The following is a 23,131-nucleotide window of genomic DNA, read 5'->3' as shown; positions in this document are numbered from 1 at the left end:
GAGCCGTGCAGCACAGACTCTCCACGGCCTCGCTGCGTCAGCCATGGCCGTCCTGCGGTAGTCCGTCGGCCTGCACCGCGATGTATCTGAAGTCGATCATCGCCGACCGCCTGAACTGCGGCTACATTGACGGAGCACAGCTCACCGACAGGGAGGATGCGGACCGGCCATGATCGTGAGTGCCGCCGGCACCGACAATGGTGTGGTCCGGCTGAGTGTCGCCGGAGAGATCGACATGGCTACCGTCGAAGATCTCGAAAGGGCGATGAACGATGCCATCACCGCGGACGGCACAGCCCACGTGACCGTGGACATCGCTGAGGTGACTTTCTGTGACTCATCGGGCCTGGCCGCATTCGACAGGAGCTACTTCCTCGCCGGCCAGCGCGGAGTCTCGTTCCGGCTGACCAGCCCGCAACCCGGCGTCCGCCAGGTTCTGCAGATCACCGGTCTGCTGGAGACGCTGACCCAGCCATGAGATCGTCGACTCGGCGCATGTCGCGCATACCCGGCGCCGGCGAGGTGGGCGGGTGGCGGCGGTGCCGAGTCAGGCGTCGTGGACCGTACGGTGTGCGACCGGGCGCCGGCGTCAGCGGGGTCAGTCGTCAGCGAGGGTCGGGGATCAGACGCGTTTCGGTGACTCCGAGAGCGGGCGCGGATCCGCTGATCGGCCTAATCCGCGGCACGGTGGCGCCCACCGCTGCCTGGCCTGGAAGGGTCCGTGCCGCGTTCTCCGTGGGTCAGCGGGATGCGCTTGACCGCTTGGTCGGTGGGTTGCCCGCCGACGGAATCCTTGTTGATCCATTCGTGGGGGGCAGCGGACACCTCGGTGCGCAGATCTGACAGCCAGTGTTCCAGGTCGTCGCTTGTTCGGTCCGGACCAGCAGGCGCGCTGCTTGAGCCGGGGTCCTCGATGGCGCTCATCGCGGCGCACGCTCCGATCGGTCGGGTGCGGTCAGGGCGAGAGTAGCGGGCTTGCGCGAGGCGCTGCCCGCACCGGAGGACTGACGCACACGAGCCGGCGGGGTTCCGCGTGTGCCAGGCTGGCGCGATGCGAGACGACAAGCAGTGGCCGCGGCTGCGGGTGGGGGACTGGGCCGAAACCCGGGACACGCTGCACATGTGGCTGCAGATTGTCGGAAAGATCCGGATGGCGCACGCGCCCGCGGTCAACCACTGGTGGCACGTCACGCTGTACCCGAGCGCCTGTGGGCTGACCACGTCGCTGGTGCCGTACCGGGACGGCGGGTTCGAGATCGAGTTCGACTTCCTCGACCACCGGCTGCACCTGCGCACCACCGACGGCCGGCACCGGGCCGTCGCGTTGGACCCGAGATCCGTCGCCGTGTTCTACCGCCAGACCATGGACGCGCTGGCCGAGCTGGACGTGGCGACGACCATCCACGCCGTGCCCAACGAGGTGGAGCGGGCCGTCCCGTTCGCCGAGGACGAGGTGCACGACGCGTACGACCGGGAGGCCGCGCAGCTGTTCTGGCGGCAGTTGCTCCGGGCCGAGGGGGTCCTGGGACGGTTCCGCTCCGGGTTCGTCGGCAAGGCCAGCCCCGTGCACTTCTTCTGGGGCGCGATGGACCTGGCGTACACGCGTTTCTCCGGCCGCATCGCCCCGCCGCACCCCGGCGGTGCGCCGAACTGCCCGCCGTCGGTGATGCGGGAGGGCTACTCGCACGAGCTGGCCAGCTTCGGCTTCTGGCCCGGCGGCGGCGAGGAGGGCGCCTTCTACTCGTACGCCTACGTCGAGCCCGCGGGTTACGCCGAGCGGCCGGTCCGCCCCCAGCCCGCGTACTACGACCGCGACCTGCGGGAGCTGCTGCTGCCGTACGAGGCCGTGGCCGGTGTGAAGGAGCCGGACGCGGTGCTCACCGAGTTCCTGCGTTCCTCCTACGAGGCCGCCGCCGACCTCGGTGGCTGGGACCGCCGGGCGCTCGACAGGCCCTGACCGGCTGACGTCGGCGTCCCGCGCGTCATCAGTTCCCAGGAGGGTGTCGCCCCACCGTGGGACCTGCTGTCTGTGGCCGGCAACCGGCTGTTGTCGGCTGTCGGACCGGTGTGGCTTCCGGCCTGGGGCGGCGCGGCAGCAGGAGCGGGCTGGCGAGGATGAGCAGTCCCGCGGTGGTGAGGGCGGTGCGTGGACTGGTGGCGTGGGCCAGCAGGCCACCGAGCGCGCTGAGGATGGCGATGGCTGCGCTACTGCTGATCGACCAGGCCGTGAGCGTACGGGCGATGCGGTCGTCGGCGGTGTGTTCGAGGCGGTAGGTCGCGAGCACCGGGTTGAACAGGCTCATGCTGACGATGATCGCGAGTTCGACCACGATCACCGTGGCGAGACCGGCAGCACCGGGCTGGACGAAGGCGAGGCCGATCAGCCAGACCGCGCGTAGCGTGCCGACGGTACGCAGGATGCGATGCTGGCCGAAGCGGGACACCACACGAGGGGCCAGGCGCGAGCCGAGGAGCCCGCCGAGGCAAGGCGCCGCGAAAGCGAGGCCGTACTGCCAGGGCGTGAAGCCGAGCTCGCCGAGCAGGAGCACCGCCAACAGTGGCTCACTGGCCATGATCAATCCAGCGACGAGCAGCTGGTTGAGGTAGAGCGCCCGCAGACCGGGATGGCTCAGCAAATGCCGCCAGCCGTCGAGCAGCTCGCCGGCCCGGACCCCGCGCTTGCCGGTGCGCCGCGGGAGTGCTTCCCGGCCGCCGATCGCCGTGAGACCCAGCGCGGAGAGCAGATAGCTCAGCGCGTCGGCCACGACGGTCGTGACCGGCCCGAACAGACCGATCGCCGCGCCGCCCAACGGCGGCCCGACCGCGATGGAGCTCCACGTCGTCGACTCGAATCGCGCGTTGGCCACCAGCAGGTCGTCCGGACCGACGAGCGCCTTGAGAAAAGCGCCGCCGGCCGCGGTGAACGTGATTCTGGCCGCGGCGACCAAGGCCGAGACGACCAGCAATTGCACGAACGTGAGCCGGCCGGCAGCGTAAGCCAGGGGGATCGTCAGCATGGCCGCGAACCGGGCCAGATCCATCGCGATCATCACCGGTCGCTTGCGGCGGAACTCCACCCATGGCCCGAGCGGCAGAGCGATCAGCGCACCGACCGCCGGACCGACCGCGGCCAGTGCGGATACCTGCGCGGGGCCGGCGTGCAACACCAGCACGGCGATCAGCGGCAGGGCGCCGAACCCGAACCCCGAGCCGTAGGCGCTGACCGCGTACGCCGCCCACAGCCAGCCGAACTGCCGGCCCAGGGTTCGCCTCGCCGCCAATCCGCACCTCCCGCTCAGGGCAACTCGCCGTTGACCGCTGGGAGCAAAGCAGGGCCTGACCGGACCGATCAAACAACCGAGCCGGTGGCGAGCCACAACCGGACGTTGTGTGGGTACGGTTCAGCGCGTGGATCTCGACGCCGTACGCACGTTCGTGGCCGCCGCGGATGCCGGCCAGTTCCAGGACGCCGCCGCCGCGCTGTCGATCACCCAGCAGGCCGTGTCGAAGCGCATCGCCGCACTGGAGAAGGATCTGCAGGTCCGGCTGTTCACCCGCACTGCCCGCGGCGCCCAGCTCACCATCGACGGCCAGGCATTCCTGCCCCACGCGCGGGAGCTGATCCGGGTGGCAGCGCGGGCCGACGCCTCCGTTCGGCCCGGTCGGCGAGCCCTCCGCGTCGACGTGCACAGCAGGCGAATCGCTCCGGCGGTGCTGTTGCAGGACTTCCACCGTACGTATCCACGGATCGAGCTGGACGTCGTGACCCTCCTGGACGCCGATGTGCATGCCGCGACCGCCGCCGTCGAGGCGGGGACGATCGACGCCACCTTCCACGCCGTCACCGTCCCCGCGCACCGATTACCCCGAGCGATCAGGACCGCGCGGGTGATCGACGAGCACCACGAAGTACTTGTCGGGCCACGCCATGTCCTCGCTGACGCCGTCGCCGTCACGCCCGCACAACTGGCCGAACACCGCATCTGGATGCCCGGCCTGGCCGCCGGCACCGAATGGGCCGGCTACTACGAGGAACTCACCGCCGCGTTCGGCCTCACCATCGACGTGGCCGGCCCGGTCTTCGGCAGCGAGGCACTGATGGCCGAGATCGCCGACTCCGCGCAACTGGCGACCTTCATCGGCGAACGCACCCGGTACCTGTGGCCGGACAGCTACGATCTGCGGCGCATACCGGTGCGCGACCCGGCGCCGGTCTATCCGATGTCCCTGATCTGGCGCGACGACAACCCGCATCCCGCGCTCGGCACCCTTCGCGACTACCTCAGCTCCAGGCGAACGCACACATCCGGCGAGAACGTGTGGATGCCGGGATGGGCCCAGCCGTCCGGCTAGACGTCATGAGCGCCCGGCGGCTTCTGAGTACACTCTGTCCGTCGGCACTCACGCCCGGCGGGGCGGATGTGCCGCTCTCCAACCGGTCCGTGCAGAACACCCACGAGGTGGCGCAACGGCTGAACCCGCGGGCCAGAGTCCTCTACGTCGACAACGATCCGATGGTCCTGACCCACGCGTGTAGGTCTTCGGTATCAACGTGTTCCGCCATGGCGTCCGACAGTGGCGTGTCGCTCATTCCGCGACCGTACTCAGCCGACCCGCGCTCGCGGCCCAGCCGCTGCACGGATACGGGATCGTCCAGGCGGTGTCGGCGCTGTCCGACGGCGAGGTGACGTTGCGGCCGGGCACCCTCTACGGGGCGCTCGACCGGCTCGGCCAGCAGGGTCTGATCGCGGTGGACCGGGAGGAGCCGGTCGACGGCCGGCTGCGCCGCTACTACCGGCTCAGCGACGGCGGTGCCGCTGCCATGGCCGAGCAGGCCGAGCGCCTGCGCCGCCGGGTGGCCGCCGCCGACGAGCAGCTGCGCCCGCGGCAGCGCCGCCCCCTCGTCGAGCCCGACTGGACCCGCCGCCGACAACGACTGCCCCGTCCGGTAGCTGCCGAGCCGACACCCGTCAGCGGCGCGATGATGCACGAGGAGGGCTTCTCCTTCGGGCCGACCGCCGAAACCCTGCTCGCGCTGCGCGTCTCGGAGTGGCCGCTCGTCTCGGTCCAGAGCCTGCAGTGGCTGTGGATCTGGGGCTTCGCGGTCGTCGCGGTGGCTGCCGTGCTCGCCCGCCGGGGCGTCGAACGGGAAAAGCTGGTGCCCACGGCCGGGTGATGCTCGCAAGCGCAGCAGCCGGGCGGGCGACGGCCGTGAGACCGTTCCCGAGTGATCACAGTCCCGGCGGGCAGCACGCTCCTGCTGCGGTGCCCAGGGGAGCAGCCGCTGGCGCTGATCGTGCTGACCGAGGTGAGCGCGGCCTTCGTCGCTGAGCTGCCCCCGATCCCGGTGCTCAGCCCCGACGGCCCGGGCCTCCGCCGCTTCGGCGTCCTGGAACTGGTCAGCAACGCCGGCGTCACCTGGATCGAGGCGGAACTGCGCGACGGCGTTCTCACGCACTCCGGTGAAGCACCCACCGACGTGGTCCAGCGCCGCGGTGCCGCGCGGCGTCCCGGCACGTACGCCGCCACGGGCACCGCCCAGCTCGACTCGGAGCCGGGCCGGCGGCTGGTGGCGGTGTCGGGCCAGGTCGAGGACGTGTCCACCAGCGGCCTGCTGCTGCGCGCGACGCCGGCCGACAGCGTCCACCTGCCGCCCGGCATCGTGCGAAGTCTGCTGCACATCACCATGCCGTGGGGCGACATGGCGGTCACGGTAGCGACGATCGACCAGCGGGCCGACCAGTTGCGGGGCACGTACGAGTGGATGTCCCCAGCCAACGAGGCCGCCCTGCGGGCCTTCTGTTCCGCGCGCTGATCCTCAGCGCAGCAGCACGGCGATGAGGTCGGCACCCAGCGCCGCCGTCACCGACAGATCCAACTGATGGCTGACGTAGCGCCCGCGCCGTGTGGTCACGGTGAGGCCGGCCTTCTTGAGGACGGCCAGATGCCGCGAGACCTCCGGTGTGCTCAGGTGCCACGCTTCCGCCAGCTCACCCGTGGTCCGCGGCCCACGCGCCAAGGTCCGGCAGAGCCTGAGCCGTACGGGATGGGCAAGCGCATCGATCCGCCCCCGCACCACGTCGAGCGGCACCGGGTCCTCGGTCGCGGTGGGGTACTGCACGACCGGCCGGCGACCCGGCGCGTGGACGGTGAGCAGGTGCGGGCGGCCGAACGCCGTGGGGATGAAGGTCAGCCCGTCCTCGGCGCTGGTCCAGTTGTCCTGCAGCTTGTCCACCACGATGCGCGTCTCCGACAGCGTCATCGCCGGGGACATCGCCGCGAGCGCCGCACTCAGCCCCTGCTGCTCGTGCAGGTCGGCCATGCGCCGCGCGTCGACCGCCAGCATGAAGGCGATCCGGCGCCACGCCTCACCGAAGAACTCCTCGACGCAGTCCTCCAGCAGGCTCCGGACGCGTACCCGGACCGGGCCGGGATCGTCGAGCAGCTGTTCGGCGAAGGCGGCCTGGACCGGGCCGCGAGCCCGCGCAAGGTCTTTGAGCCGCTCCGGTTCGCTGCGGCGGAACGACAGCCGGGAGCATCCGCAGGTGGTGATGAGCGCGGCCGCCACGTAGTCCTCGTCGCTGAGCGCGTCGACGTCGTCGAGCTCCTCGGTGAGGGTCGGGCGCGGGTGGGCCGGCACCAGGAAGTCGGCGCGCGACGAGCTCCACAGGAACTCGGCCTCCAGCAGCCGGTCGGTGAACGACGGTTTGCACCCCGCGAGGACGCCGGCAGCCCAGGGCTGCAACGCCGGGTGATGACCGGGCGCGGCCAGCACGTGCAGCATCGCGCCCAGCTCGGCCAGCGGCGACGCGGCGAAACGCAGGCGCTCGGCGGGCAGGCCGGTGATGTCGATGGTCAGGGCCACGTCGCTATTGTGGCGCTGCTTGCGCCGTACGCCCGCATCAGTTGACGCAAACCGTCAATCCGCGGGCCACCGCGGCCCGCGAGGCCGACGCTCGTCGGCATGTTCTCGCGTCGCTTCGCGGTCGCCCTGGCGGTGGATGCCCTCGGCTCCGGCCTGCTGCGGCCTTTCCTTCTCCTGTACGGCCTCAGCGTGCTCCACCTGTCGGCGACCTCCGCCGGCCTGGCACTGACCGCCGGCCTGCTCGTCGGACTCGCCGGCATCCCGCTGCTCGGCCGCTGGATCGACGCGGGCGGCCGCCGGGCACCGATGGCGGCGACGATGCTGATCCGCGCTGTGGGCATCGTGGTGCTGCTGCTGGGCCACGGCCTGCCCGGCTTCCTCGCGGCCGCGGTTCTGCTGGGCGCGGGCAACCAGGCGCTGCCGACCGCGCAGGCGGCACTGGTCACCGCGCTGACCGACGGCCCGGCGGACCGGGTGCTCGCCCTGGCCCGGACGATCCGCAACGCCGGGCTGGGACTGGGCGCACTCATCGCTGTCGTGGCCGCGGACTCGCTGCGCCTGCTCGCTGCCGTCAACGGCATCGGCTATCTCGTCGCCGGCGTGCTCATCCTCTCCCTGCCGCGTCCCGTACCGGCCCGGGCGCCGGTCGGGGACAGCACGGGCGTCGGCATCGGAGCCCTGACGTGGGTGAACCTGCCCTACGCGCTGTGCTTCGGCGTCCTGGAGGTAGCCCTTCCGGCGCTGCTGATCACCCGGATGGACGCGCCCCCGGCCTGGTCGGCCGCATTGTTCGCGGGCAACACCGTGCTGGTCGTCGCGATGCAGGTGCTGCTGGTCGTCCGGCTGCGCCGGCTGCCCCGCCGCAGCGTCCTGGCGGCCGCCGGCGTGGTCCTGGCCGCGTCGTACCTCGGGTTCTGGGCGGCCGAACCGGCCGGCCCGGCGGCGATCGCCCTGGTCGCGGTGCTCTACACCCTCGGCGAGATCCTGTACGCGGGAAGCGGCACCGCACTGGTCGCGGCTGCGGCACCGCCGGGGTTGCTCGGCCGCGCCCTGGCCCGGTGGCAGCTCTCCACCGGGTTCGGCAATGCGGCCGCCCCGGCTGTGCTGACGACGCTGTTGACGGCGGGCCCAGGTCTGCTGTGGGTGACGCTGGCCGGGACGACGCTGGCGGCCGCCGCAGCGGTCCGCCGCTGGGCACCGGCGGTCTGAGCCGGCGTACAACGCACTCATGCCCGACTGCCGGCCGCTCTGTCCAGTACGCGGCTGCGAACTCCTGGCAAGATCAGCTCACTCACCGTGCGTAACGTTGCAGGCGCCGACAAATGGCGCCGGCCATCAGACCGAGCGTATTGGTCAAATAGCTGACGGTAAGTGCATCGTCCGGCCCATATTCGGCCAGCCAATGCGCTGCGACCTTCTGTAATCGTTTCGCGTTTCGCCGGTCATGCAAAGATCAGAAATGCAACATGAATGCGGCTCGGTGTTGACGTGCGGGCGAAGATACAGCGGTGATCGATGAATCTTACGAATGGGCTCAGCCGCCTTCGCGATTGACCACCCGGTCGCACCGGGCCGATAGCCGTCCCGAGCGTGGGGGCGCCATCCAGGCCCTGGATCACGATGTTCTCATCCGCCGTTCGCTGGAGATCTCGTCCAGCTGCTTCACCACGATCATCAGCATCCTGCAGGGCGTCGCGCTGGCGATCCTCGCCGACAACACCTTCAACGATCCCTCACCGCTCGCCTACTTCCACAGCGTCTGCCTGGCGTTGGTGCTGGTCGGCGTCTTCTACACCTACGTGAACATGAGCATCATGCTCCGCTGGGCGCCGTCCTTCCTGGACTCGTTCATGCCGTTCATGATCGCGGGACTCGAGATACCACCCGCCTATTTCCTCGGTCAGGTGGCGGCCTGGAACACCTGGCTCGGAATGCTCTGGCTGGGCGCGGCTACCGGCTTCTACGTCAACATCAAATGGTCACCGGCCTCGCACTTCGGCAAGGAACCCAAGGCGCACCGCATTTTCCACCGGATGTATCACGAACTGATGCTCACCTCGCTGGGCTGTGGACTGGCCATGGGCTTCTTCGGCATCACCGCGCATCTGTACCCGGCCGCCGGCCCATGGCTGGGTGTCGCCGGCGTCGTCACGGTGCTGGCGACGATGGCGATATTCGTGGCTCGTTCGGAGATCAGGTCCTCGCAGATCCACGCCCGGTTCGGCGTCCACCGGCCGCCCTTCAACTGACGGATCAGCCGGCCGGGGTGCCGATCTCGCGGAGCACGCCGGCCGGCACGATCAGGTCGGCGTGCTCGCGGGTGGCCGCGATCAGCGCGGCGTTGCGCTCGTCGGTGCCGGTCGCCCAGGCGACCGCCGCGGTCCGGTCCTTGCCGAAGCGCACGTGCCGCTCCACCAGCCGGTCCAGCCGGGTGCGCGGGTCCAGATCGGCGTACCAGACCTCGTCGAGCAGCGGACGCACCCGCTCCCACCCGCCGGTACGCAGCAGCAGGTAGTTACCTTCGGTGATGATCATCCGGGCGCTTCTGGGCACCGGGATGGCCCCGGCGATCGGCTGCTCGATCACCCGCTCGAATCCGGGTGCGTAGACGACGTCGTCGGTGTCCTCGCGCAGCCTCCGCACCATCGCCGCATACCCCAGCACGTCGAAGGTGTCGGGCGCACCCTTGCGGTCCCGGTTCCCGAGCCGGTCCAGCTCCACGTCAGACAGGTGAAAACCATCCATCGGTACGTGCGCCACGCCGTGTCCGAGCGCGGCCGTCAGCTCCTTGGCGAGGGTGGTCTTGCCGGCGGCGGGCGGCCCGCTGATGCCCAGGATCGCCCGCCCGCCGTCCTTGCCGAGCGCCCGGGCGCGCGCCACCAGCTGTTCGAAGGTCACGCCGGCCCGGCCGTGAGCTGGTTGGCCATGAACGCGCGGGCGTGCCGGGCCAGGTCCTCGCCGTCGGTCCACAAGTTGCGCCAGATCGCCAGGTCGTTGGAGAGCCCGGCGGCCACCACGGCCGACGAGAACGACTCGAAGGTGATCGGGCCGGTGTAGCCGATGTCGTGCAGGGCGTGGAAGAACGCGCCGAAGTCCAGGTGCCCGGAGCCGAGGTAGCCGCGGTGGTTCTCGCCGATGTGCACGTACCCGAGCCGGTCGCCGACCGCGTGCACGGGGCGGACGAGGTCGTCCTCCTCGATGTTCATGTGGTACGTGTCCAGGTGGATCAGCACGTTGGCCGCGCCGATGTCGTCGGCCAGGCGCAGAGCGTCGTGCGCGGTGTTGATGACGTTGGTCTCGTACCGGTTGCAGATCTCCAGCCCGAGCGTCATGCCGTGGCTCGCGGCCTCGGCGGCCAGCGTGGTCAGCACCGCGATCACGTTGGTGCGGCCCTTGGGGCTCAGCGGAGCGCCGTACTTGCCGAGGGCGCTGTAGAGCGCGCCGGTGAAGTGGGTGCCGCCGAGCTGCTGGGTGATGGTCAGCGAGTCGTGCAGCAGCTTCGCGCCGCGCTCGACGACCGCCGGGTCCTCGCTGGAGACGTCGGCGTCGAAGGCCAGGCCGCGCGAGCACGCCACCTGGAGGCCGTGCTGCTCCAGCAGTTTCCGGGTTGCCGGCACGTCCAGGTTGAGCGAGTCGTGCAGGGAGAACTCGAGCAGGTCGAAGCCGGTCTTGGCGGTCTGGGCGACGGCGTACTCGACCGAGGCGGGGGAGGTGTCGCCGGCCCAGACGAGCGCGTGCACACCGAGGGGGTTACGCAGTTCCATGTCTTTGACTGCTTCCTGTCAGGCGGTCTTGGCGCCGGTGATGAGGGCGACGATTTCCTCGCCGGTGGTCGCGGTGGTGCGGCGGCCGCCGACGCAGCGGCCGGCCCGCATCACCCAGACCTGGTCGCTGAGGTTCAGCACCTGGGCGAAGTTGTGGCTGATCAGCAGCACGGCGTGGCCGTCGTCGCGCAGTTTGCGGATCAGGTCCTCGACCCGCGCGGTCTCCTGCACGCCCAGCGCGGCGGTGGGCTCGTCCATGATCACCAGCCGGGACTCGAAGCCGGCCGCCCGGCAGATCGCGACGGCCTGGCGCTGCCCGCCGGAGAGCCGGCGGACCCGGCTGCGCACCGCGGGCACGTTGACCGCGAGAGTGGAGACCATGCGCTGGGCCTCGCGCTGCATGCCGCGGCGGTCGAGCACGGCGAGAGGGCCGAGCTTGTGCACCATCTCCCGGTTGAGGAACAGGTTCTGCCACACCGTCAGGTCCTCGACCAGTGCGAGGTTCTGGTGCACGGTCTCGATGCCGGCCGCCCGGGCGTCCTCCGGCGAGCGGAAGTGCAACTCCTCGCCGTCCAGTGAGATGGTGCCGCTGTCGGGCCGGTGGATGCCGCAGATGCAGCGCACCAGGGTGGACTTCCCGGCGCCGTTGTCGCCCACGATGGCGGTGATTTCGCCGGCCCGCAGGGCGAGGGAGACGTCGACCAGGGCCCGGACGCTGCCGAAGGAGAGCGAGACGTTGTCGACGGACAGCAGTGTGCTCATTTCTGGAACCTCGTCAGCAGGGCGGCCAGCACCACGACGATGCCGACGGCGAGCGGTTGGTAGAACTGCGAGACGCCGAGCAGGGTGAGGCCGTTGGTCAGCGCGGTCAGCAGCAGCGCGCCGATCACCGGGCCGCTGATGGTGCCGCGGCCCCCGAGCAGGCTCACGCCGCCGAGCACCACCGCGGCCACGGAGTTGAGCAGGAAGGACGTGTTGGACGCGGGTTCCGCGGCGCCGACCCGGGCGACCAGCAGAATGGCGGCGAGGCCGGCCAGCAGCCCGGAGATGCCGTACACGGCGATCTTGACGCGGGCGGTGCTGATGCCGGTGGCGGTGGCGGCCTCCGCGGAGCCGCCGGTGGCCAGCAGGTGAGTGCCGAAGCGGGTGTGGAACAGCATCCCGTGCGCGATGACCGCCACCACGGCGGCGATGATCACCATCCAGCCGAAGATGCCGATGCCGCCGGTGGAGAGCCGCAACAGGAAGGTGTCGATCACGGTGACCGGCTTGCCGTCGGCCAGGACCAGGGCCGTGCCGGAGGCGGCCGACAGCATGCCCAGGGTGACGATGAAGTCGGTGATCTTGCCCCGGGCGATCAGCAGGCCGTTGATCAGGCCGGCCGCGGTGCCGGCCACGATCGCCGCCAGCATCGCGCCGACCAGGCCCCAGCTCGCGTAGGTGGCCCCGAACACCACCGCGGCGAGGGTCATCACGGACGCGACCGAGAGGTCGATACCGCCGGTGGCCACCACGAACGTCTGACCGACGGCCAGCACGATCAGGATCGCCGAGGCGACCAGCATCGAGGAGATGTTGCCGGTGCTCAGGAACGTGGGGTTCGCGATCTGAAAGATGATCACGAGTGCGATCAGGCCGACCAGCGCGGCCCACTCGGCCCAGAAGCTGAGGTCCTTGAGCCGGTGGCTCCAGGGTTCGGTGTCGCGCGGGGCGGCGACGGCGGTGGTCACGGTGCTCACGAGCCGATCAGGGTCTTGAACGGGTCGGCGTAGTCGCCGAACGGCTTGGGCGTGGTGGCCAGCGCCTGGTCCGCGTTCTCCTTGGTGACCAGTTCGACCGGCGCTTCGACGTTGGCCGGCAGGGTCTTGCCGGCGGCGGCGGCCTGGCAGGCCTCCATCCCCATGAGACCGATCGCGTACGGGTACTGCGCGACGACCGCGTCGATGCCGCCGTTCTTGACCGCGGTGAGGGCGTCCTTGTTGCCGTCCACACTGATCACCTTGATCTTGCCCGTCTTGCCGGCGTTGGCGATGGCCTGGGCGACGCCGAGTCCCATGTCGTCGTTGGCCACGAAGAATCCGGCCAGCTCGGGCTGGGCTCGCATGATGTTGGTGGCCTGGGTCAGGGCCTCCTGGCGCTCCCAGTTCGCGGCGACGGTCTGGACCAGCTGGAGCTTGCCGGTGATGCCCTTGGTGAAGCCGTCGATCCGGGCGCCGCTGGTCACGTCGCCGGCGATGCCGCCGATCGCGGCCACCTTGGCATCGGCGGGCACCAGGGTCACCATCTGGGCGCCGGCCTTCTCGCCCGCGGAGGTGTTGTTGGTGCCGATGTAGGTCGCCGGGGTGGCGTTGGCCGCCTTGGCGGCGGCCGGGTCGACCGGGCTGTCGATGTTGACGATGGTCTTCTTCTTCGCGGCCAGCTGAGCGATGCCCTGAATCAGGTTGGTGCCCGAGATCGGGTTGACGATGTAGCAGGAGAAGTCCTGCCCGGCCAGCGCGGTCAGCTTGTCGGCCTGCCCCGTGGTGTCGGTGATCGAGGTGGCGGCCTGCACCGTCGGGGTGACGCCGGCCGCGGCGCCCTGGTCCTTGAGTCCCTGCTCCATGGACTGGAAGAAGGGGTTGTCCAGGCCCTTGATCACGGCGGCGACCTTGGCGGGGCCACCGGCCGAGCCGGCGTCCGAGGAGCCGGAGGAACAACCTGCGAGCAGGAGCAAGGCAGTGGCCGTCACTGCTGTGTATGGCGCTGTGCGGGACATCGGGCGGTCCTTCCGTACTGCATCGGACGTGTGTCGGGGGTGTTTCGCTTGATTAGATGCTCGACTTATAACTTCTGTCAAGCAAAAGTTTTGGCACTTCCGTACAGTGACTAGGCGTAATAGGATCGCCGCGTGAGCATCAGCCCCCCGGTCACCGGGGTATCAGCGGCGGGACTCGGCGAGATCCTCGGTCTGTTCCGCACCCAGCCGAGCCTCACCCGCGCCGACGTCATGCAGCAGACCGGCCTGTCGCGTTCGACGGTCAACCAGCGGCTCGACGCGCTGCTCGCCGCCGCGCTGGTCGTGCCGAGCGGGGAGGGCGCGCCCACCGGTGGACGCCCGGCCGGCCGCTTCACCTTCAACGCCGAACGCGGCGTGCTGCTGGTCGTCGACATCGGTGCGACCGGCATGCGGACGGCGCTGTGCAATCTGCGCGGCGAGGTGAGCGTCGAGCGGGAGCGCCCGATCGACGTGGCCACCGGCCCGCAGCCGGTGCTGACCGCGGCGCAGGAGATGTTCGCGGAGCTGCTCGACGGCGCCGGGCGGACGGCGGCGGACGTGCACGGCATCGGCATCGATGTGCCCGGACCGGTCGACTTCGACAGCGGTCAGGTGGTCAGCCCGCCGATCATGAGCGGCTGGGACCGCTACGACATCCCCGGTTGGTTCGCCGGCCGCTACGACTGCCCGGTGCTGGTCGACAAGGACGTCAACGCGATGGCCTTCGGCGAGCACCGCAGCATCTACCCCGACGTCAAGCAGCTGTTGATGCTCAAGGCCGGCACCGGCATCGGCGCGGGCATGATCATCGGCGGCGAGATCTACCGCGGCGCGGACGGTGCGGCCGGCGACATCGGCCACATCCAGCTCACCGTCGACGACGCCGAGAGCGAACCGGTCTGCCGCTGCGGGAACACCGGCTGTGTGGAGGCGTACGCGGGAGGCTGGGCCCTGGTCCGCGACCTGCGCGCGGCAGGGCATGACGTGACCACGGTCGACGACGCCGTCACGCTGATCCGTACCGGTGATCTCACCGCGGTCCGGCTCGCCCGCAGGGCCGGCCGCATCCTCGGCCACGCGATCGCCGACTCGGTCAGTCTGTTCAACCCCCGGGTGGTGGTGATCGGCGGCCAGCTGGCCCGGATCGAGGAGCAGCTGTTCGCGGGCATCCGCGAAATGGTCTACCGCCGCTCACTACCGCTGGCCACCCGTAACCTGCAGATCGTCGCGACCAAGCTGGACACCCGCTCGGGCCTGGTCGGCCTGGCGCTGCTGCTGGCCGACGGCATCTTCGCCCCGGGCCGGGTGGAGTCCCTGATCAGCCGCTGACGGCACCACGGCGGTGGATCGGTCCGGCGGTGACCCGGCCCCCGCCGGTGTCGCGTGGCCGGCCGGTGGATGGATCAGCCGAAGCCGCGGCACCGCCCGGCCCGGGGTTTCAGCGAGGAGCGGGCGATTGCCGGCCGGTCGGGATCTGGCCCGGCTGGCGGATGAATGCGGCGCCGATTCGTGCCGTGGTCATTCCAGCATGCGTTATTGCTGCTGGAATGCGTAGTCAGGAATCGCGGAAACACGGCCCAGCGGGGCGAAACCGGAGGCGGATTTCTGCCTGGATGCTCACCGTCAAGAATCGACATGGCGGACGAACCGGACTTAACGCGCTGGATAACAATTTCCCGGACCCTTTCTTGAATGTCGTTCAACCAATGGTTTGTTGCCGGGATATTGACGGGCCGCAACACGGAAGTAACAATTGCCGGAGAGCGCTCTCTGCTCCGCGTCGCTCAGTCCTCCCCCCGCCCCGCTGTACGTCTGTCCCCACAGGCGTGCGGCAACCCTTCCGACAGGTAGGCACATGACATCCCCGACACTCACGTCCCCACCGCCACCGAAACGCCGACACCGCGGGCGGGTGGTGCTGAGCGCCGTCCTCGCCGCGGCCCTCGGCACCACTGTCGTCTCGATCGCCACCAACGCCAGCGCCGCGGACATCCCGGTGTCGCAGGGCAAGCCGGCCACCGCCTCGTCCGTCGAGAGTGCCGCCTTCCCCGCGGGCGCCGCCGTGGACGGTGACGCCGGCACCCGCTGGTCCAGCGCGTTCGCCGATCCCCAGTGGCTGCAGGTCGACCTGGGCAGCACCCAGTCGATCAGCCAGGTCGTGCTGAACTGGGAGGCGGCGTTCGCCTCGGCCTTCACCATCCAGGCCTCGCCCAACGGCACCAGCTGGACCAACATCACCCCGGTCACCGCGGGCAAGGCCGGCATCCAGACCCTGAACGTCACCGGCAGCGGCCGGTACGTGCGGATGAACGGCACCACCCGGGCCACCCCGTACGGCTACTCGCTCTGGGAGTTCCAGGTCTTCGCCGGCGGCACCACGCCGACGCCCACGGTCACCCCGACCCCCAGCGGACCGGCCCTGCCGACCTCCGACACGCCGGACCTGGGCCCGAACGTGCGGATCTTCGATCAGGGCACGCCGGCGTCGACCATCCAGTCGGCGGTGGACCAGGCGTTCAACGCGCAACTGCGCGGTCGGGCTGCGCAGTTCGGCACCCAGCGCCACGTGTTCCTGTTCAAGCCCGGCAGCTACGGCCGGGTCTGGGCCAACGTCGGCTTCTACACCACGCTGGCCGGTCTCGGCCTCAACCCCGACGACGTGACGATCAACGGCGCGATCAACGTCGACTCCGGGTGGAACTACGGCGACGAGAAGAACGCGACCCAGAACTTCTGGCGCAGCATGGAGAACCTGTCGATCGTGCCCGAGGGCGGCACCAACCGCTGGGCCGTCTCCCAGGCCGCCCCGATGCGCCGGGTGCACATCCGCGGCAACCTGACCCTGGCGCCCTCGAACCAGGACAACGGGCAGGGCTACTCCAGCGGCGGCTACCTGGCCGACGCCGTGGTCGACGGCACTGTGTCCTCCGGTTCCCAGCAGCAGTGGTACACCCGCGACAGCCGGATCGGCCGCTGGGAAGGCGGCGTCTGGAACATGGTCTACTCCGGTGTCCAGGGTGCCCCGCCGAACGCGTTCCCGAACCCGCCCCACACCACGCTGGCCACCACCCCGGTCTCGCGGGAGAAGCCCTTCCTGTACGTCGACAGCGCCGGCCTCTACCGCGTCTTCGTGCCGGCCCTGCGGCGCAACTCCGCCGGCGCCAACTGGCCCAACACCGCCGGCTCGTCGATCCCGATGCGGGAGTTCTACGTCGCCAAGCCCAGCGACAGCGCCGCCCGGATCAACTCCGCCCTGGCCCAGGGCCTGAACCTGTTCTTCACCCCGGGCACCTACTCGCTCAACGAGACCATCCGGGTCACCCGCCCCAACACCGTGGTGACCGGCATCGGGTTCCCGACCCTGATCCCGACGGGCGGGGTCGAGGCCCTGAACGTCGCCGACGTCGACGGGGTCAAGGTGAGCGGTCTGACCTTCGACGCCGGTACGACCAACAGCCCGACGTTGATGAGTGTCGGCCGGGCCGGGGTCCACACCGACCACGCCGCGAACCCGATCAGCCTGCAGGACGTCTTCTTCCGGATCGGCAGCAGTGTCCAGGGCCGGGCCACGACCACCCTCGCCGTGCACAGTGACGACACGATCATCGACCACATCTGGGCCTGGCGGGCCGACCACGGCGGCGCACCCACCGGCTGGACGGTGAACACCGGCGACACCGGTCTGCTCGTCAACGGTGACGACGTCCTGGCCACCGGCCTGTTCGTCGAGCACTACCAGAAGTACGAGGTGATCTGGAACGGCAACCGCGGCAGGACGATCTTCTTCCAGAACGAGAAGCCGTACGACGTGCCCAACCAGGCCGCCTGGATCGGGCCCCGCGGTAACGGGTACGCCGCCTACAAGGTCGCCGACACCGTCACCGACCACGAACTCTGGGGCGGCGGCTCGTACGCCTACTTCAACGTCAACCCCGCCGTGCGGGTGGACCGAGCCTTCGAGGTGCCCAACCGGGCCGGCGTCCGGCTCCGCAGTGTCCTCACCGTTTCCCTCGGCGACGTCGGCACCATCGCCAACGTCGTCAACGACACCGGTGGCTCGGTTCCCAACCCTGCCGGCAACACCACGCCTCGTAACGTCGTGGCGTACCCCTGACCCTGACAGCTGACGCAATACCGACGTGAACCCGGCGGCCACCAGTGCAACGTGCACCGGTGGCCGCCGCCGTCCGGTATCTGATTCGGGTCGTCCCGCGAGTGAACGACCCCCGAAGGCCGCCAGCCGAATTGCGGCACATCGACACGCCGGTGGGGGAGGCGTAACCTCTGCCCGTGGAGGTCGGCGGCCAACGCTCGAGCACGTCGGCAACGCGGATACCGCGGTTGCCGCCCGCTCCGCGCTCCCACGTCCACCGCCGTCAGTCCTCACCGTCGACGAAGTGCTGACAGCGGCGGCACCTTTGGGCGGCCCTCGGTGACGGACGGACGCACCCGACTACGCGGCCGCGCGAGCGAACGCGCGCAACTTGACGGCCTCGTCTCGACAGTCCGGCGTGGCGCGAGCCAGTGCCTGGTACTGCGCGGCGAATCCGGGATCGGAAAAACTGCGCTACTGCAACATCTGGTCGCGTCGGCGTCGGATCTGGCGGTCGTGCGAGCAGTCGGGATTGAATCCGAGATGGACCTGGCCTATGCCGGCCTGCATCAGCTTTGCGCTCCGCTGCTCGACAGATTGGGCAAGCTGCCCGCGCCGCAACGGCAGGCCGTCGAAATCGTGTTCGGTTTGAGCGCCGGGCCACCGCCGGACAGGTTCCTCGTCGGGCTTGCGATGCTCAGCCTGTTCGCGGCGGCGGCCGAGGAGCGCCCCCTGCTCTGCGTTGTCGACGATGCGCAGTGGCTGGACCAGACCTCGAGTCTGACGCTGGCATTTGTCGCCCGGCGGCTGCTGGCGGAGCCGATCGGGATGGTGTTCGCGACTCGCGAGCCGGGCGAAGAGCTCCGGCGGTTGCCCGAACTGGAGGTTCGGGGCCTTCCCGACCAGGACGCCCGCGCGCTGCTCACGTCGGCAGTGCGGTTCAAGTTGGACGAGGCCGTCCGGGACCGGATCGTGGTGGAGACACGAGGGAATCCGCTGGCTCTGCTCGAACTTCCGCAAGGCTTGACCGCCACGCAGATCGCAGGCGGCTTCGGCGCCCTGGAGGCGCAGGCGATGACCGGACGGATTCAGGAGAGCTTCGTCCGGCGTCTTGAGCTGCTCTCCAGCGACGGTCGCCTGCTGTTACTGGTCGCGGCGGCCGAGCCCGTAGGAGACCCGGTGCTGCTGTGGCGCGCTGCCGAGCGGCTCGGCATCACGCCGCCGGCAGCGGACGCGGCGCAAGCGGAGGGATTGCTGGCGATCGGCGAACGGGTGACGTTCCACCATCCGCTCGCCCGCTCAGCGATCTATCGATCGGCGACATCGATCGAGCGCCGCTCGATCCACCAGGCACTGGCGGAGGTCACCGATGCCGACGCTGATCCCGACCGCCGTGCATGGCACCTCGCCGCCGCCGCCGCCGGACCTGATGAGCAGGTTGCCGTCGAACTCGAGCGCGTGGCCGACCGGGCGCGAACCCGTGGCGGGCTTGCCACCGCCGCCGCGTTCCTGCTACGCGCCGTTGCTCTGAGCAGCGAACCGGGCCAGCGTGCCAATCGAGCTCTGGCTGCTGCGCAGGCCAGTTCCCGGGCCGGCGAGCACGACACGGCATTACGGTTGGTCGCCATGGCGCAGGCAGGGCCCCTTGATGCGCTTCAGCGGGCACGGGCCAGCAGGATCCGCGCTCATATCGCCTTGAGCGCTGGTCGCTGGGCCGAAGCGCTCCCGTTGCTGCGCGAAGCCGTCGCGAGGATGGCGCCTTTCGACGTCGACGTCGCGCGGGAGGCTTACCTGACTGCCTGGGGCATGGCAGGGATGGCAGAGGACCACGCCGCACAAGACGTCATTGTGGAGATCTGCCGCGGGGTCCAGGCGCTGCCCCCGACGCAAGATCCTCCGCGCCCACGAGACCTGCTCCTCGACGGTTACGCCCGGCTGATCATTGATGGCTTCACGGCCGCGACACCGGTACTGCAGCAAGCAGTGTTCGCGCTCACGGACATGCCGGCAAAGGACATCTTGCGTTGGGGCTGGATGGCCGTCGGCGCTCACAACGCGCTCTGGGACAACGAAGGCTGGTACGCCGTCGCCACCAGAAATGTCCAGGTCGTCCGCGAGGCCGGTGAGCTCGCGGCGCTGCCGGGCCAGCTGACCTACCTGGCGATGGCAACCGCCTGGACGGGAAACTTCGCGGAAGCCGAGTCACTCATCGCGGAGATCGACAGCGTGACTGTAGCCACCAGCAGTCCTGTGCCGCCCTACGCCGTGCTCCGACTTCGCGCCCTGCAGGGGCGGGAGGACGAGGTATCCGCCCTGATCGAGCGCTTCGGCGCGCAGGGCACGCCAGGCGTCCGGGCACTCTGGGCGAGCGCAGTCCTGAACAACGGTCTCGCCCGGTACGCGCAACCGTGTCAGCAGCTCAGGTGGCTGTCTCGGAGAACGCACCTCATCACTGGGTCTTCGTATGGCTGCTGCCGGAACTCGTCGAGGCGGCCATGCGCGCCGGCGACGTCGGCCTGGCCCGCGAGGCGCACGCGCGCCTGGCTCAGGCAACCCAGACGCTCGAGGGCGACTTTCCACTTGGCATGCAAGCCCGCTGCCAGGCGCTCCTGAGTGACGGGGACGCCGCTGACCGGCTGTACCGTGAAGCGGTGGAGCGGCTGAGCCGTACCCAGCTGCGCCCGGAAGCCGCTCGCGCTCACCTGCTGTACGGGGAGTGGCTGCGCCGGGAGAACCGCCGGACAGACGCGCGTGCACAACTGCACGCCGCCCATGAGATGCTGGTTTCGATCGGGATGGACGCGTTCGCGGAACGCGCCCGCCGGGAACTCGCTGCGGTGGGCGAACACGTCCGCAAGCGGGCGGTGGGCACACCCGACGACCTGACTCCCCAGGAACGGCAGATCGCGCGACTCGCGAGGGACGGGCTGTCCAACCCTGAGGTGGGCTCCCGGCTCTTCCTCAGCCCCCGCACCGTCGAATGGCACCTCCGCAACGTCTTCACCAAGCTCAGCATCCGTTCCCGGCGGGAGCTGGCCGACGCTCTGGCGGCCCCGGACCGGGGTTGATGATCCGGGGCATACGTGCCGGCGAGCAAGCATCCGGTGAGCTACCCCCGGGACCAGCCCCGTGAGTGTTCCCGGCACCGGTCCCAGGGTCACGCACGGGGGCGAAGCAGCGGTACGGCGCGCAGGCTTCGTGTCGAAGCAACCCACTGAGACAGGAGCCCGACATGTCAGCCACGACCGAAGAGACAACCGCTGCCACCGCCATTCGGCCGTTCCAGGTCCCGACCACCTCCAGGACCGGCCTCGAGGCACTGCGTGCCCGCATCGCCGACACCCGCTGGCCTGACCCCGAGCTGGTCGCCGACTTCTCGCAGGGTGTGCAGCAGACGGTGATGCAGGAACTGGCCCGCTACTGGGCCACCGACTACGACCTGGGCAGGTGCGAGGCGAGGCTGAGCGCCCTGCCGCACTTCGTAACCGAGATCGACGGGTTGGACATCCACTTCATCCACGTCCGCTCGCCGCACGCGAACGCGCTGCCGGTCATCGCCACGCACGGGTGGCCCGGCTCGGTCATCGAGCTGCTGAACATCATCGACCCGCTGACCGATCCCACCGCGCACGGCGCGAGCGCGGCGGACGCGTTCGACCTGGTGATCCCGTCGATGCCGGGCTACGGGTACTTCGGCAAACCGCGGGATCTCGGCTGGAGCCCGGACCGCATCGCGCATGCCTGGGACGTGCTGATGAAGCGCCTGGGCTACACGGGATACGTGGCGCAGGGCGGTGACTGGGGTTCGATCGTCGTCGACCTGATGGGGGTGCACGCACCCGCGGGCCTGCTCGGCATCCACACCAACATGGCCGGCGTGGTCCCCGCGGAGATCTCGGCGTATCTCGCGCGTGACGTGTTCGGTGCCGCCGGACCGCCGCCGTCCGGGCTGTCGGAGGAGGAGAACCGCACGTTCGAACAGCTCAAGTTCTTCTTCGAGAACGGTGTCGGGTACGGCGTGCAGATGGGTACGCGTCCGCAGACGATGTACAGCCTGGCGGACTCGCCCGTCGGGCTGGCCGCCTGGATGCTCAACCACGACGCGTCCAGCTACCGGGACATCGCGGCCGCTTTCGCCGGCAAGCCCGTCGGCGGTCTGACCCGCGACGAGGTGCTGGACAACATCACGTTCACGTGGCTGACGAACACGGGAGTCTCCTCCGCACGCCTGTACTGGGAGAACACGGTCGGCTTCTTCGACGCCAAGGGCGTGACCGTCCCGGCCGCGGTCAGCACGTTCGCACACGAAATCTACACCGTTCCGCGCAGCTGGGCGGAGCAGGCCTACCCCAACCTCATCTACTTCAACGCGCTCGACAGGGGCAACCACTTCGCCGCCTGGCAGGAGCCGGCGCTGTTCGCCGCCGAGCTGCGTGCCGCATTCCGGTCACTGCGCTAGCCGGCCGACAGCTATCTCTCCCGGCGGAATCGGGGTGGTCATGGCCACGTTGCTCGCCGGGAGACCAGGCGGACTACAACGAACGTCAGGGGTCTGTCATGACAGCACGCTGGCCGGCGCCCGCCGGCCTCCACACGTCCTCCGCTCGACTGCCCGTCGAGGGCAAGCTGCCTTCCTTCGACGGCGCGACCGGATGGCTCAACACGCCGCCGCTGACGACATCCGATCTCATCGGCAAGATCGTCGTCGTCAACTTCTGGACCTATACCTGCATCAACTGGCTGCGCCAGCTGCCCTACCTCCGGGCGTGGGGTGAGAAATACGCCGATCATGAGCTGATGGTGATCGGGGTGCACACCCCCGAGTTCGGATTCGAGCACGACCCGGACAACATCCGGCGTGCGATGCGGAACATGCGGATCGACTACCCGGTCGTCATCGACAACAACTATGCGCTTTGGCGGGCGTTCGACAACCACTACTGGCCCGCGCTCTACTTCGCCGACACCCAAGGAAGCATCCGGCATCACCACTTCGGCGAAGGTGAGTACCAGCAGTCGGAGATGGTCATCCAGCAGCTGCTGGTCGAGGCGGGAACGACCGACCATGACCATGAACCGACACCGGTCGAGGCCCGCGGGACGGAAGCCCCGGCCGACTGGGCCACCCTGCGATCGCCGGAGAACTACACCGGCTACGCGCGCACGACAAACTTCGCCTCTCCCGGCGCCATCCGGCCGGGCCAGGATCACCACTACCTCGCCCCGCCGAAACTGCGGCTCAACCACTGGGCTCTGTCGGGTGACTGGACAGTGGGGGATCAGGCGGCCAGGCTGGGCAACGCCGGTGGGCAGATCGCCTGCAGGTTCCACGCCCGCGATCTCAACGTGGTCATGGGACAAGCCGGGACGGGCACGCCGATCTCAATCCGGATTCTGCTCGACGGGAAGCCACCCGGCCCGGATCACGGAACCGACGTGGACGAGCACGGCTTCGGCACGCTTGACGAGCAGCGGCTGTACCAGCTCGTACGGCAGCACGGACACATCACCGACCGCACTGTCGAGATCGTGTTCGCCGCTGCGGGCGCCGAGGCCTACGCCTTCACCTTCGGGTAGGCCAGGACGCTGCCGAGACGACGTGCGACGCTCGCCATCACGACAAGTCGGTGCGGCCGGATGGCTCAGAACTGAGC

The 23,131-nt window shown here is 69.7% G+C and carries 21 protein-coding genes and 1 pseudogene; 14 read left to right on the top strand and 8 right to left on the bottom strand.

Features of this window, described 5'->3' with window-relative positions:
* Positions 1-169 precede the first annotated feature (169 nt).
* On the top strand, positions 170-478 hold the full coding sequence (locus ACZ6S4_RS00610) for an STAS domain-containing protein (protein WP_465472819.1): 309 nt from the start codon (positions 170-172) through the stop codon (positions 476-478).
* Between the two features lie 194 nt (positions 479-672).
* On the opposite strand, the gene ACZ6S4_RS00605 is transcribed toward ACZ6S4_RS00610, so the two are convergent.
* On the bottom strand, positions 673-924 hold the full coding sequence (locus ACZ6S4_RS00605) for a hypothetical protein (RefSeq protein WP_465472818.1): 252 nt from the start codon (positions 922-924) through the stop codon (positions 673-675).
* Positions 925-1,051: 127 nt separating this feature from the next.
* Here ACZ6S4_RS00605 and ACZ6S4_RS00600 point away from each other — a divergent pair, with 127 nt between their 5' ends.
* On the top strand, positions 1,052-1,957 hold the full coding sequence (locus ACZ6S4_RS00600) for a DUF5996 family protein (RefSeq protein WP_465472817.1): 906 nt from the start codon (positions 1,052-1,054) through the stop codon (positions 1,955-1,957).
* A 28-nt stretch (positions 1,958-1,985) separates the two neighbouring features.
* On the opposite strand, the gene ACZ6S4_RS00595 is transcribed toward ACZ6S4_RS00600, so the two are convergent.
* On the bottom strand, positions 1,986-3,281 hold the full coding sequence (locus ACZ6S4_RS00595; RefSeq protein WP_465472816.1) for an MFS transporter: 1,296 nt from the start codon (positions 3,279-3,281) through the stop codon (positions 1,986-1,988).
* 127 nt (positions 3,282-3,408) lie between these two features.
* On the opposite strand from ACZ6S4_RS00595, the gene ACZ6S4_RS00590 reads away from it, so the two are divergent.
* The 4 genes and pseudogenes from ACZ6S4_RS00590 (at position 3,409) to ACZ6S4_RS00575 (ending at position 5,815) form a co-directional block, all read left to right on the top strand.
* A complete protein-coding gene (locus ACZ6S4_RS00590; protein ID WP_465472815.1) occupies positions 3,409-4,353 on the top strand; it encodes a LysR family transcriptional regulator in 945 nt (314 codons plus the stop codon).
* On the top strand, positions 4,332-4,688 hold the full coding sequence (locus tag ACZ6S4_RS00585) for an SAM-dependent methyltransferase (protein WP_465472814.1): 357 nt from the start codon (positions 4,332-4,334) through the stop codon (positions 4,686-4,688). The genes ACZ6S4_RS00590 and ACZ6S4_RS00585 overlap by 22 nt, the downstream gene beginning before the upstream one ends.
* Positions 4,634-4,900, top strand: a pseudogene (locus tag ACZ6S4_RS00580) (PadR family transcriptional regulator); the annotation flags it as partial. The gene ACZ6S4_RS00585 and the pseudogene ACZ6S4_RS00580, both read left to right, overlap by 55 nt.
* Before the next feature lie 327 nt (positions 4,901-5,227).
* Positions 5,228-5,815: a hypothetical protein gene (locus ACZ6S4_RS00575; protein WP_465472813.1), complete on the top strand. Its 588-nt coding sequence runs from the start codon at positions 5,228-5,230 to the stop codon at positions 5,813-5,815.
* Positions 5,816-5,818: 3 nt separating this feature from the next.
* Here ACZ6S4_RS00575 and ACZ6S4_RS00570 read toward each other — a convergent pair whose 3' ends face one another.
* On the bottom strand, positions 5,819-6,865 hold the full coding sequence (locus ACZ6S4_RS00570) for a DUF5937 family protein (protein WP_465472812.1): 1,047 nt from the start codon (positions 6,863-6,865) through the stop codon (positions 5,819-5,821).
* Positions 6,866-6,964: 99 nt separating this feature from the next.
* Between ACZ6S4_RS00570 and ACZ6S4_RS00565 the strand changes: the two genes are divergently transcribed.
* Both ACZ6S4_RS00565 and ACZ6S4_RS00560 read left to right on the top strand, forming a co-directional pair.
* Entirely contained in the window at positions 6,965-8,074 is a 1,110-nt protein-coding gene (locus ACZ6S4_RS00565) for an MFS transporter (protein ID WP_465472811.1), read from the top strand.
* Positions 8,075-8,373: 299 nt separating this feature from the next.
* Positions 8,374-9,114, top strand: a complete 741-nt coding sequence (locus tag ACZ6S4_RS00560) for a hypothetical protein (RefSeq protein WP_465472810.1) — start codon at positions 8,374-8,376, stop codon at positions 9,112-9,114.
* Between the two features lie 4 nt (positions 9,115-9,118).
* Here the strand turns inward: ACZ6S4_RS00560 and ACZ6S4_RS00555 are convergent, their stop codons facing one another.
* Genes ACZ6S4_RS00555 through ACZ6S4_RS00535 form a run of 5 tightly spaced genes read right to left on the bottom strand, consistent with a single transcriptional unit; the run spans position 9,119 to position 13,384 of the window.
* Positions 9,119-9,763, bottom strand: coding sequence for a nucleoside/nucleotide kinase family protein (locus tag ACZ6S4_RS00555; RefSeq protein ID WP_465472809.1), 645 nt, complete (start codon positions 9,761-9,763; stop codon positions 9,119-9,121).
* Entirely contained in the window at positions 9,760-10,629 is an 870-nt protein-coding gene (locus ACZ6S4_RS00550) for a sugar phosphate isomerase/epimerase family protein (protein WP_465472808.1), read from the bottom strand. Before ACZ6S4_RS00550 ends, ACZ6S4_RS00555 begins: the two co-directional genes overlap by 4 nt.
* Before the next feature lie 18 nt (positions 10,630-10,647).
* A complete protein-coding gene (locus tag ACZ6S4_RS00545) occupies positions 10,648-11,391 on the bottom strand; it encodes an ATP-binding cassette domain-containing protein (protein ID WP_465472807.1) in 744 nt (247 codons plus the stop codon).
* Positions 11,388-12,368, bottom strand: coding sequence for an ABC transporter permease (locus ACZ6S4_RS00540; RefSeq protein ID WP_465472806.1), 981 nt, complete (start codon positions 12,366-12,368; stop codon positions 11,388-11,390). The genes ACZ6S4_RS00545 and ACZ6S4_RS00540 overlap by 4 nt, the downstream gene beginning before the upstream one ends.
* A complete protein-coding gene (locus tag ACZ6S4_RS00535; RefSeq protein ID WP_465472805.1) occupies positions 12,365-13,384 on the bottom strand; it encodes a substrate-binding domain-containing protein in 1,020 nt (339 codons plus the stop codon). Before ACZ6S4_RS00535 ends, ACZ6S4_RS00540 begins: the two co-directional genes overlap by 4 nt.
* Before the next feature lie 132 nt (positions 13,385-13,516).
* On the opposite strand from ACZ6S4_RS00535, the gene ACZ6S4_RS00530 reads away from it, so the two are divergent.
* The 6 genes from ACZ6S4_RS00530 to ACZ6S4_RS00505 all read left to right on the top strand — a co-directional run bounded on the left by ACZ6S4_RS00530 (position 13,517) and on the right by ACZ6S4_RS00505 (position 23,054).
* Entirely contained in the window at positions 13,517-14,713 is a 1,197-nt protein-coding gene (locus tag ACZ6S4_RS00530) for an ROK family protein (protein ID WP_465472804.1), read from the top strand.
* 526 nt (positions 14,714-15,239) lie between these two features.
* A complete protein-coding gene (locus ACZ6S4_RS00525) occupies positions 15,240-17,498 on the top strand; it encodes a galactose-binding domain-containing protein (protein WP_465472803.1) in 2,259 nt (752 codons plus the stop codon).
* Positions 17,499-17,816: 318 nt separating this feature from the next.
* Entirely contained in the window at positions 17,817-20,090 is a 2,274-nt protein-coding gene (locus ACZ6S4_RS00520) for an ATP-binding protein (RefSeq protein WP_465472802.1), read from the top strand.
* A gap of 38 nt (positions 20,091-20,128) precedes the next feature.
* Positions 20,129-20,545: a LuxR C-terminal-related transcriptional regulator gene (locus ACZ6S4_RS00515; protein WP_465472801.1), complete on the top strand. Its 417-nt coding sequence runs from the start codon at positions 20,129-20,131 to the stop codon at positions 20,543-20,545.
* Between the two features lie 164 nt (positions 20,546-20,709).
* On the top strand, positions 20,710-21,936 hold the full coding sequence (locus tag ACZ6S4_RS00510; protein ID WP_465472800.1) for an epoxide hydrolase family protein: 1,227 nt from the start codon (positions 20,710-20,712) through the stop codon (positions 21,934-21,936).
* A gap of 98 nt (positions 21,937-22,034) precedes the next feature.
* Positions 22,035-23,054, top strand: coding sequence for a redoxin domain-containing protein (locus ACZ6S4_RS00505; protein WP_465472799.1), 1,020 nt, complete (start codon positions 22,035-22,037; stop codon positions 23,052-23,054).
* Positions 23,055-23,131: the final 77 nt, after the last annotated feature.

Source organism: Actinoplanes sp. NPDC051405, assembly GCF_055586185.1.
The sequence above is the reverse complement of the archived record's forward strand: the minus strand, read 5'-3'. Positions and strand labels throughout refer to the sequence as shown.

Excerpts from the sequence above, each read along its gene's own strand:
- ACZ6S4_RS00610 (WP_465472819.1), top strand. The coding sequence starts at position 170 with ATGATCGTGAGTGCCGCCGGCACCGACAATGGTGTGGTCCGGCTGAGT.
- ACZ6S4_RS00585 (WP_465472814.1), top strand. The coding sequence starts at position 4,332 with ATGGGCCCAGCCGTCCGGCTAGACGTCATGAGCGCCCGGCGGCTTCTG.
- ACZ6S4_RS00550 (WP_465472808.1), bottom strand. The coding sequence starts at position 10,629 with ATGGAACTGCGTAACCCCCTCGGTGTGCACGCGCTCGTCTGGGCCGGC.
- ACZ6S4_RS00605 (WP_465472818.1), bottom strand. The coding sequence starts at position 924 with ATGAGCGCCATCGAGGACCCCGGCTCAAGCAGCGCGCCTGCTGGTCCG.
- ACZ6S4_RS00565 (WP_465472811.1), top strand. The coding sequence starts at position 6,965 with ATGTTCTCGCGTCGCTTCGCGGTCGCCCTGGCGGTGGATGCCCTCGGC.
- ACZ6S4_RS00525 (WP_465472803.1), top strand. The coding sequence starts at position 15,240 with ATGACATCCCCGACACTCACGTCCCCACCGCCACCGAAACGCCGACAC.
- ACZ6S4_RS00535 (WP_465472805.1), bottom strand. The coding sequence starts at position 13,384 with ATGTCCCGCACAGCGCCATACACAGCAGTGACGGCCACTGCCTTGCTC.
- ACZ6S4_RS00510 (WP_465472800.1), top strand. The coding sequence starts at position 20,710 with ATGTCAGCCACGACCGAAGAGACAACCGCTGCCACCGCCATTCGGCCG.
- ACZ6S4_RS00545 (WP_465472807.1), bottom strand. The coding sequence starts at position 11,391 with ATGAGCACACTGCTGTCCGTCGACAACGTCTCGCTCTCCTTCGGCAGC.
- ACZ6S4_RS00505 (WP_465472799.1), top strand. The coding sequence starts at position 22,035 with ATGACAGCACGCTGGCCGGCGCCCGCCGGCCTCCACACGTCCTCCGCT.
- ACZ6S4_RS00600 (WP_465472817.1), top strand. The coding sequence starts at position 1,052 with ATGCGAGACGACAAGCAGTGGCCGCGGCTGCGGGTGGGGGACTGGGCC.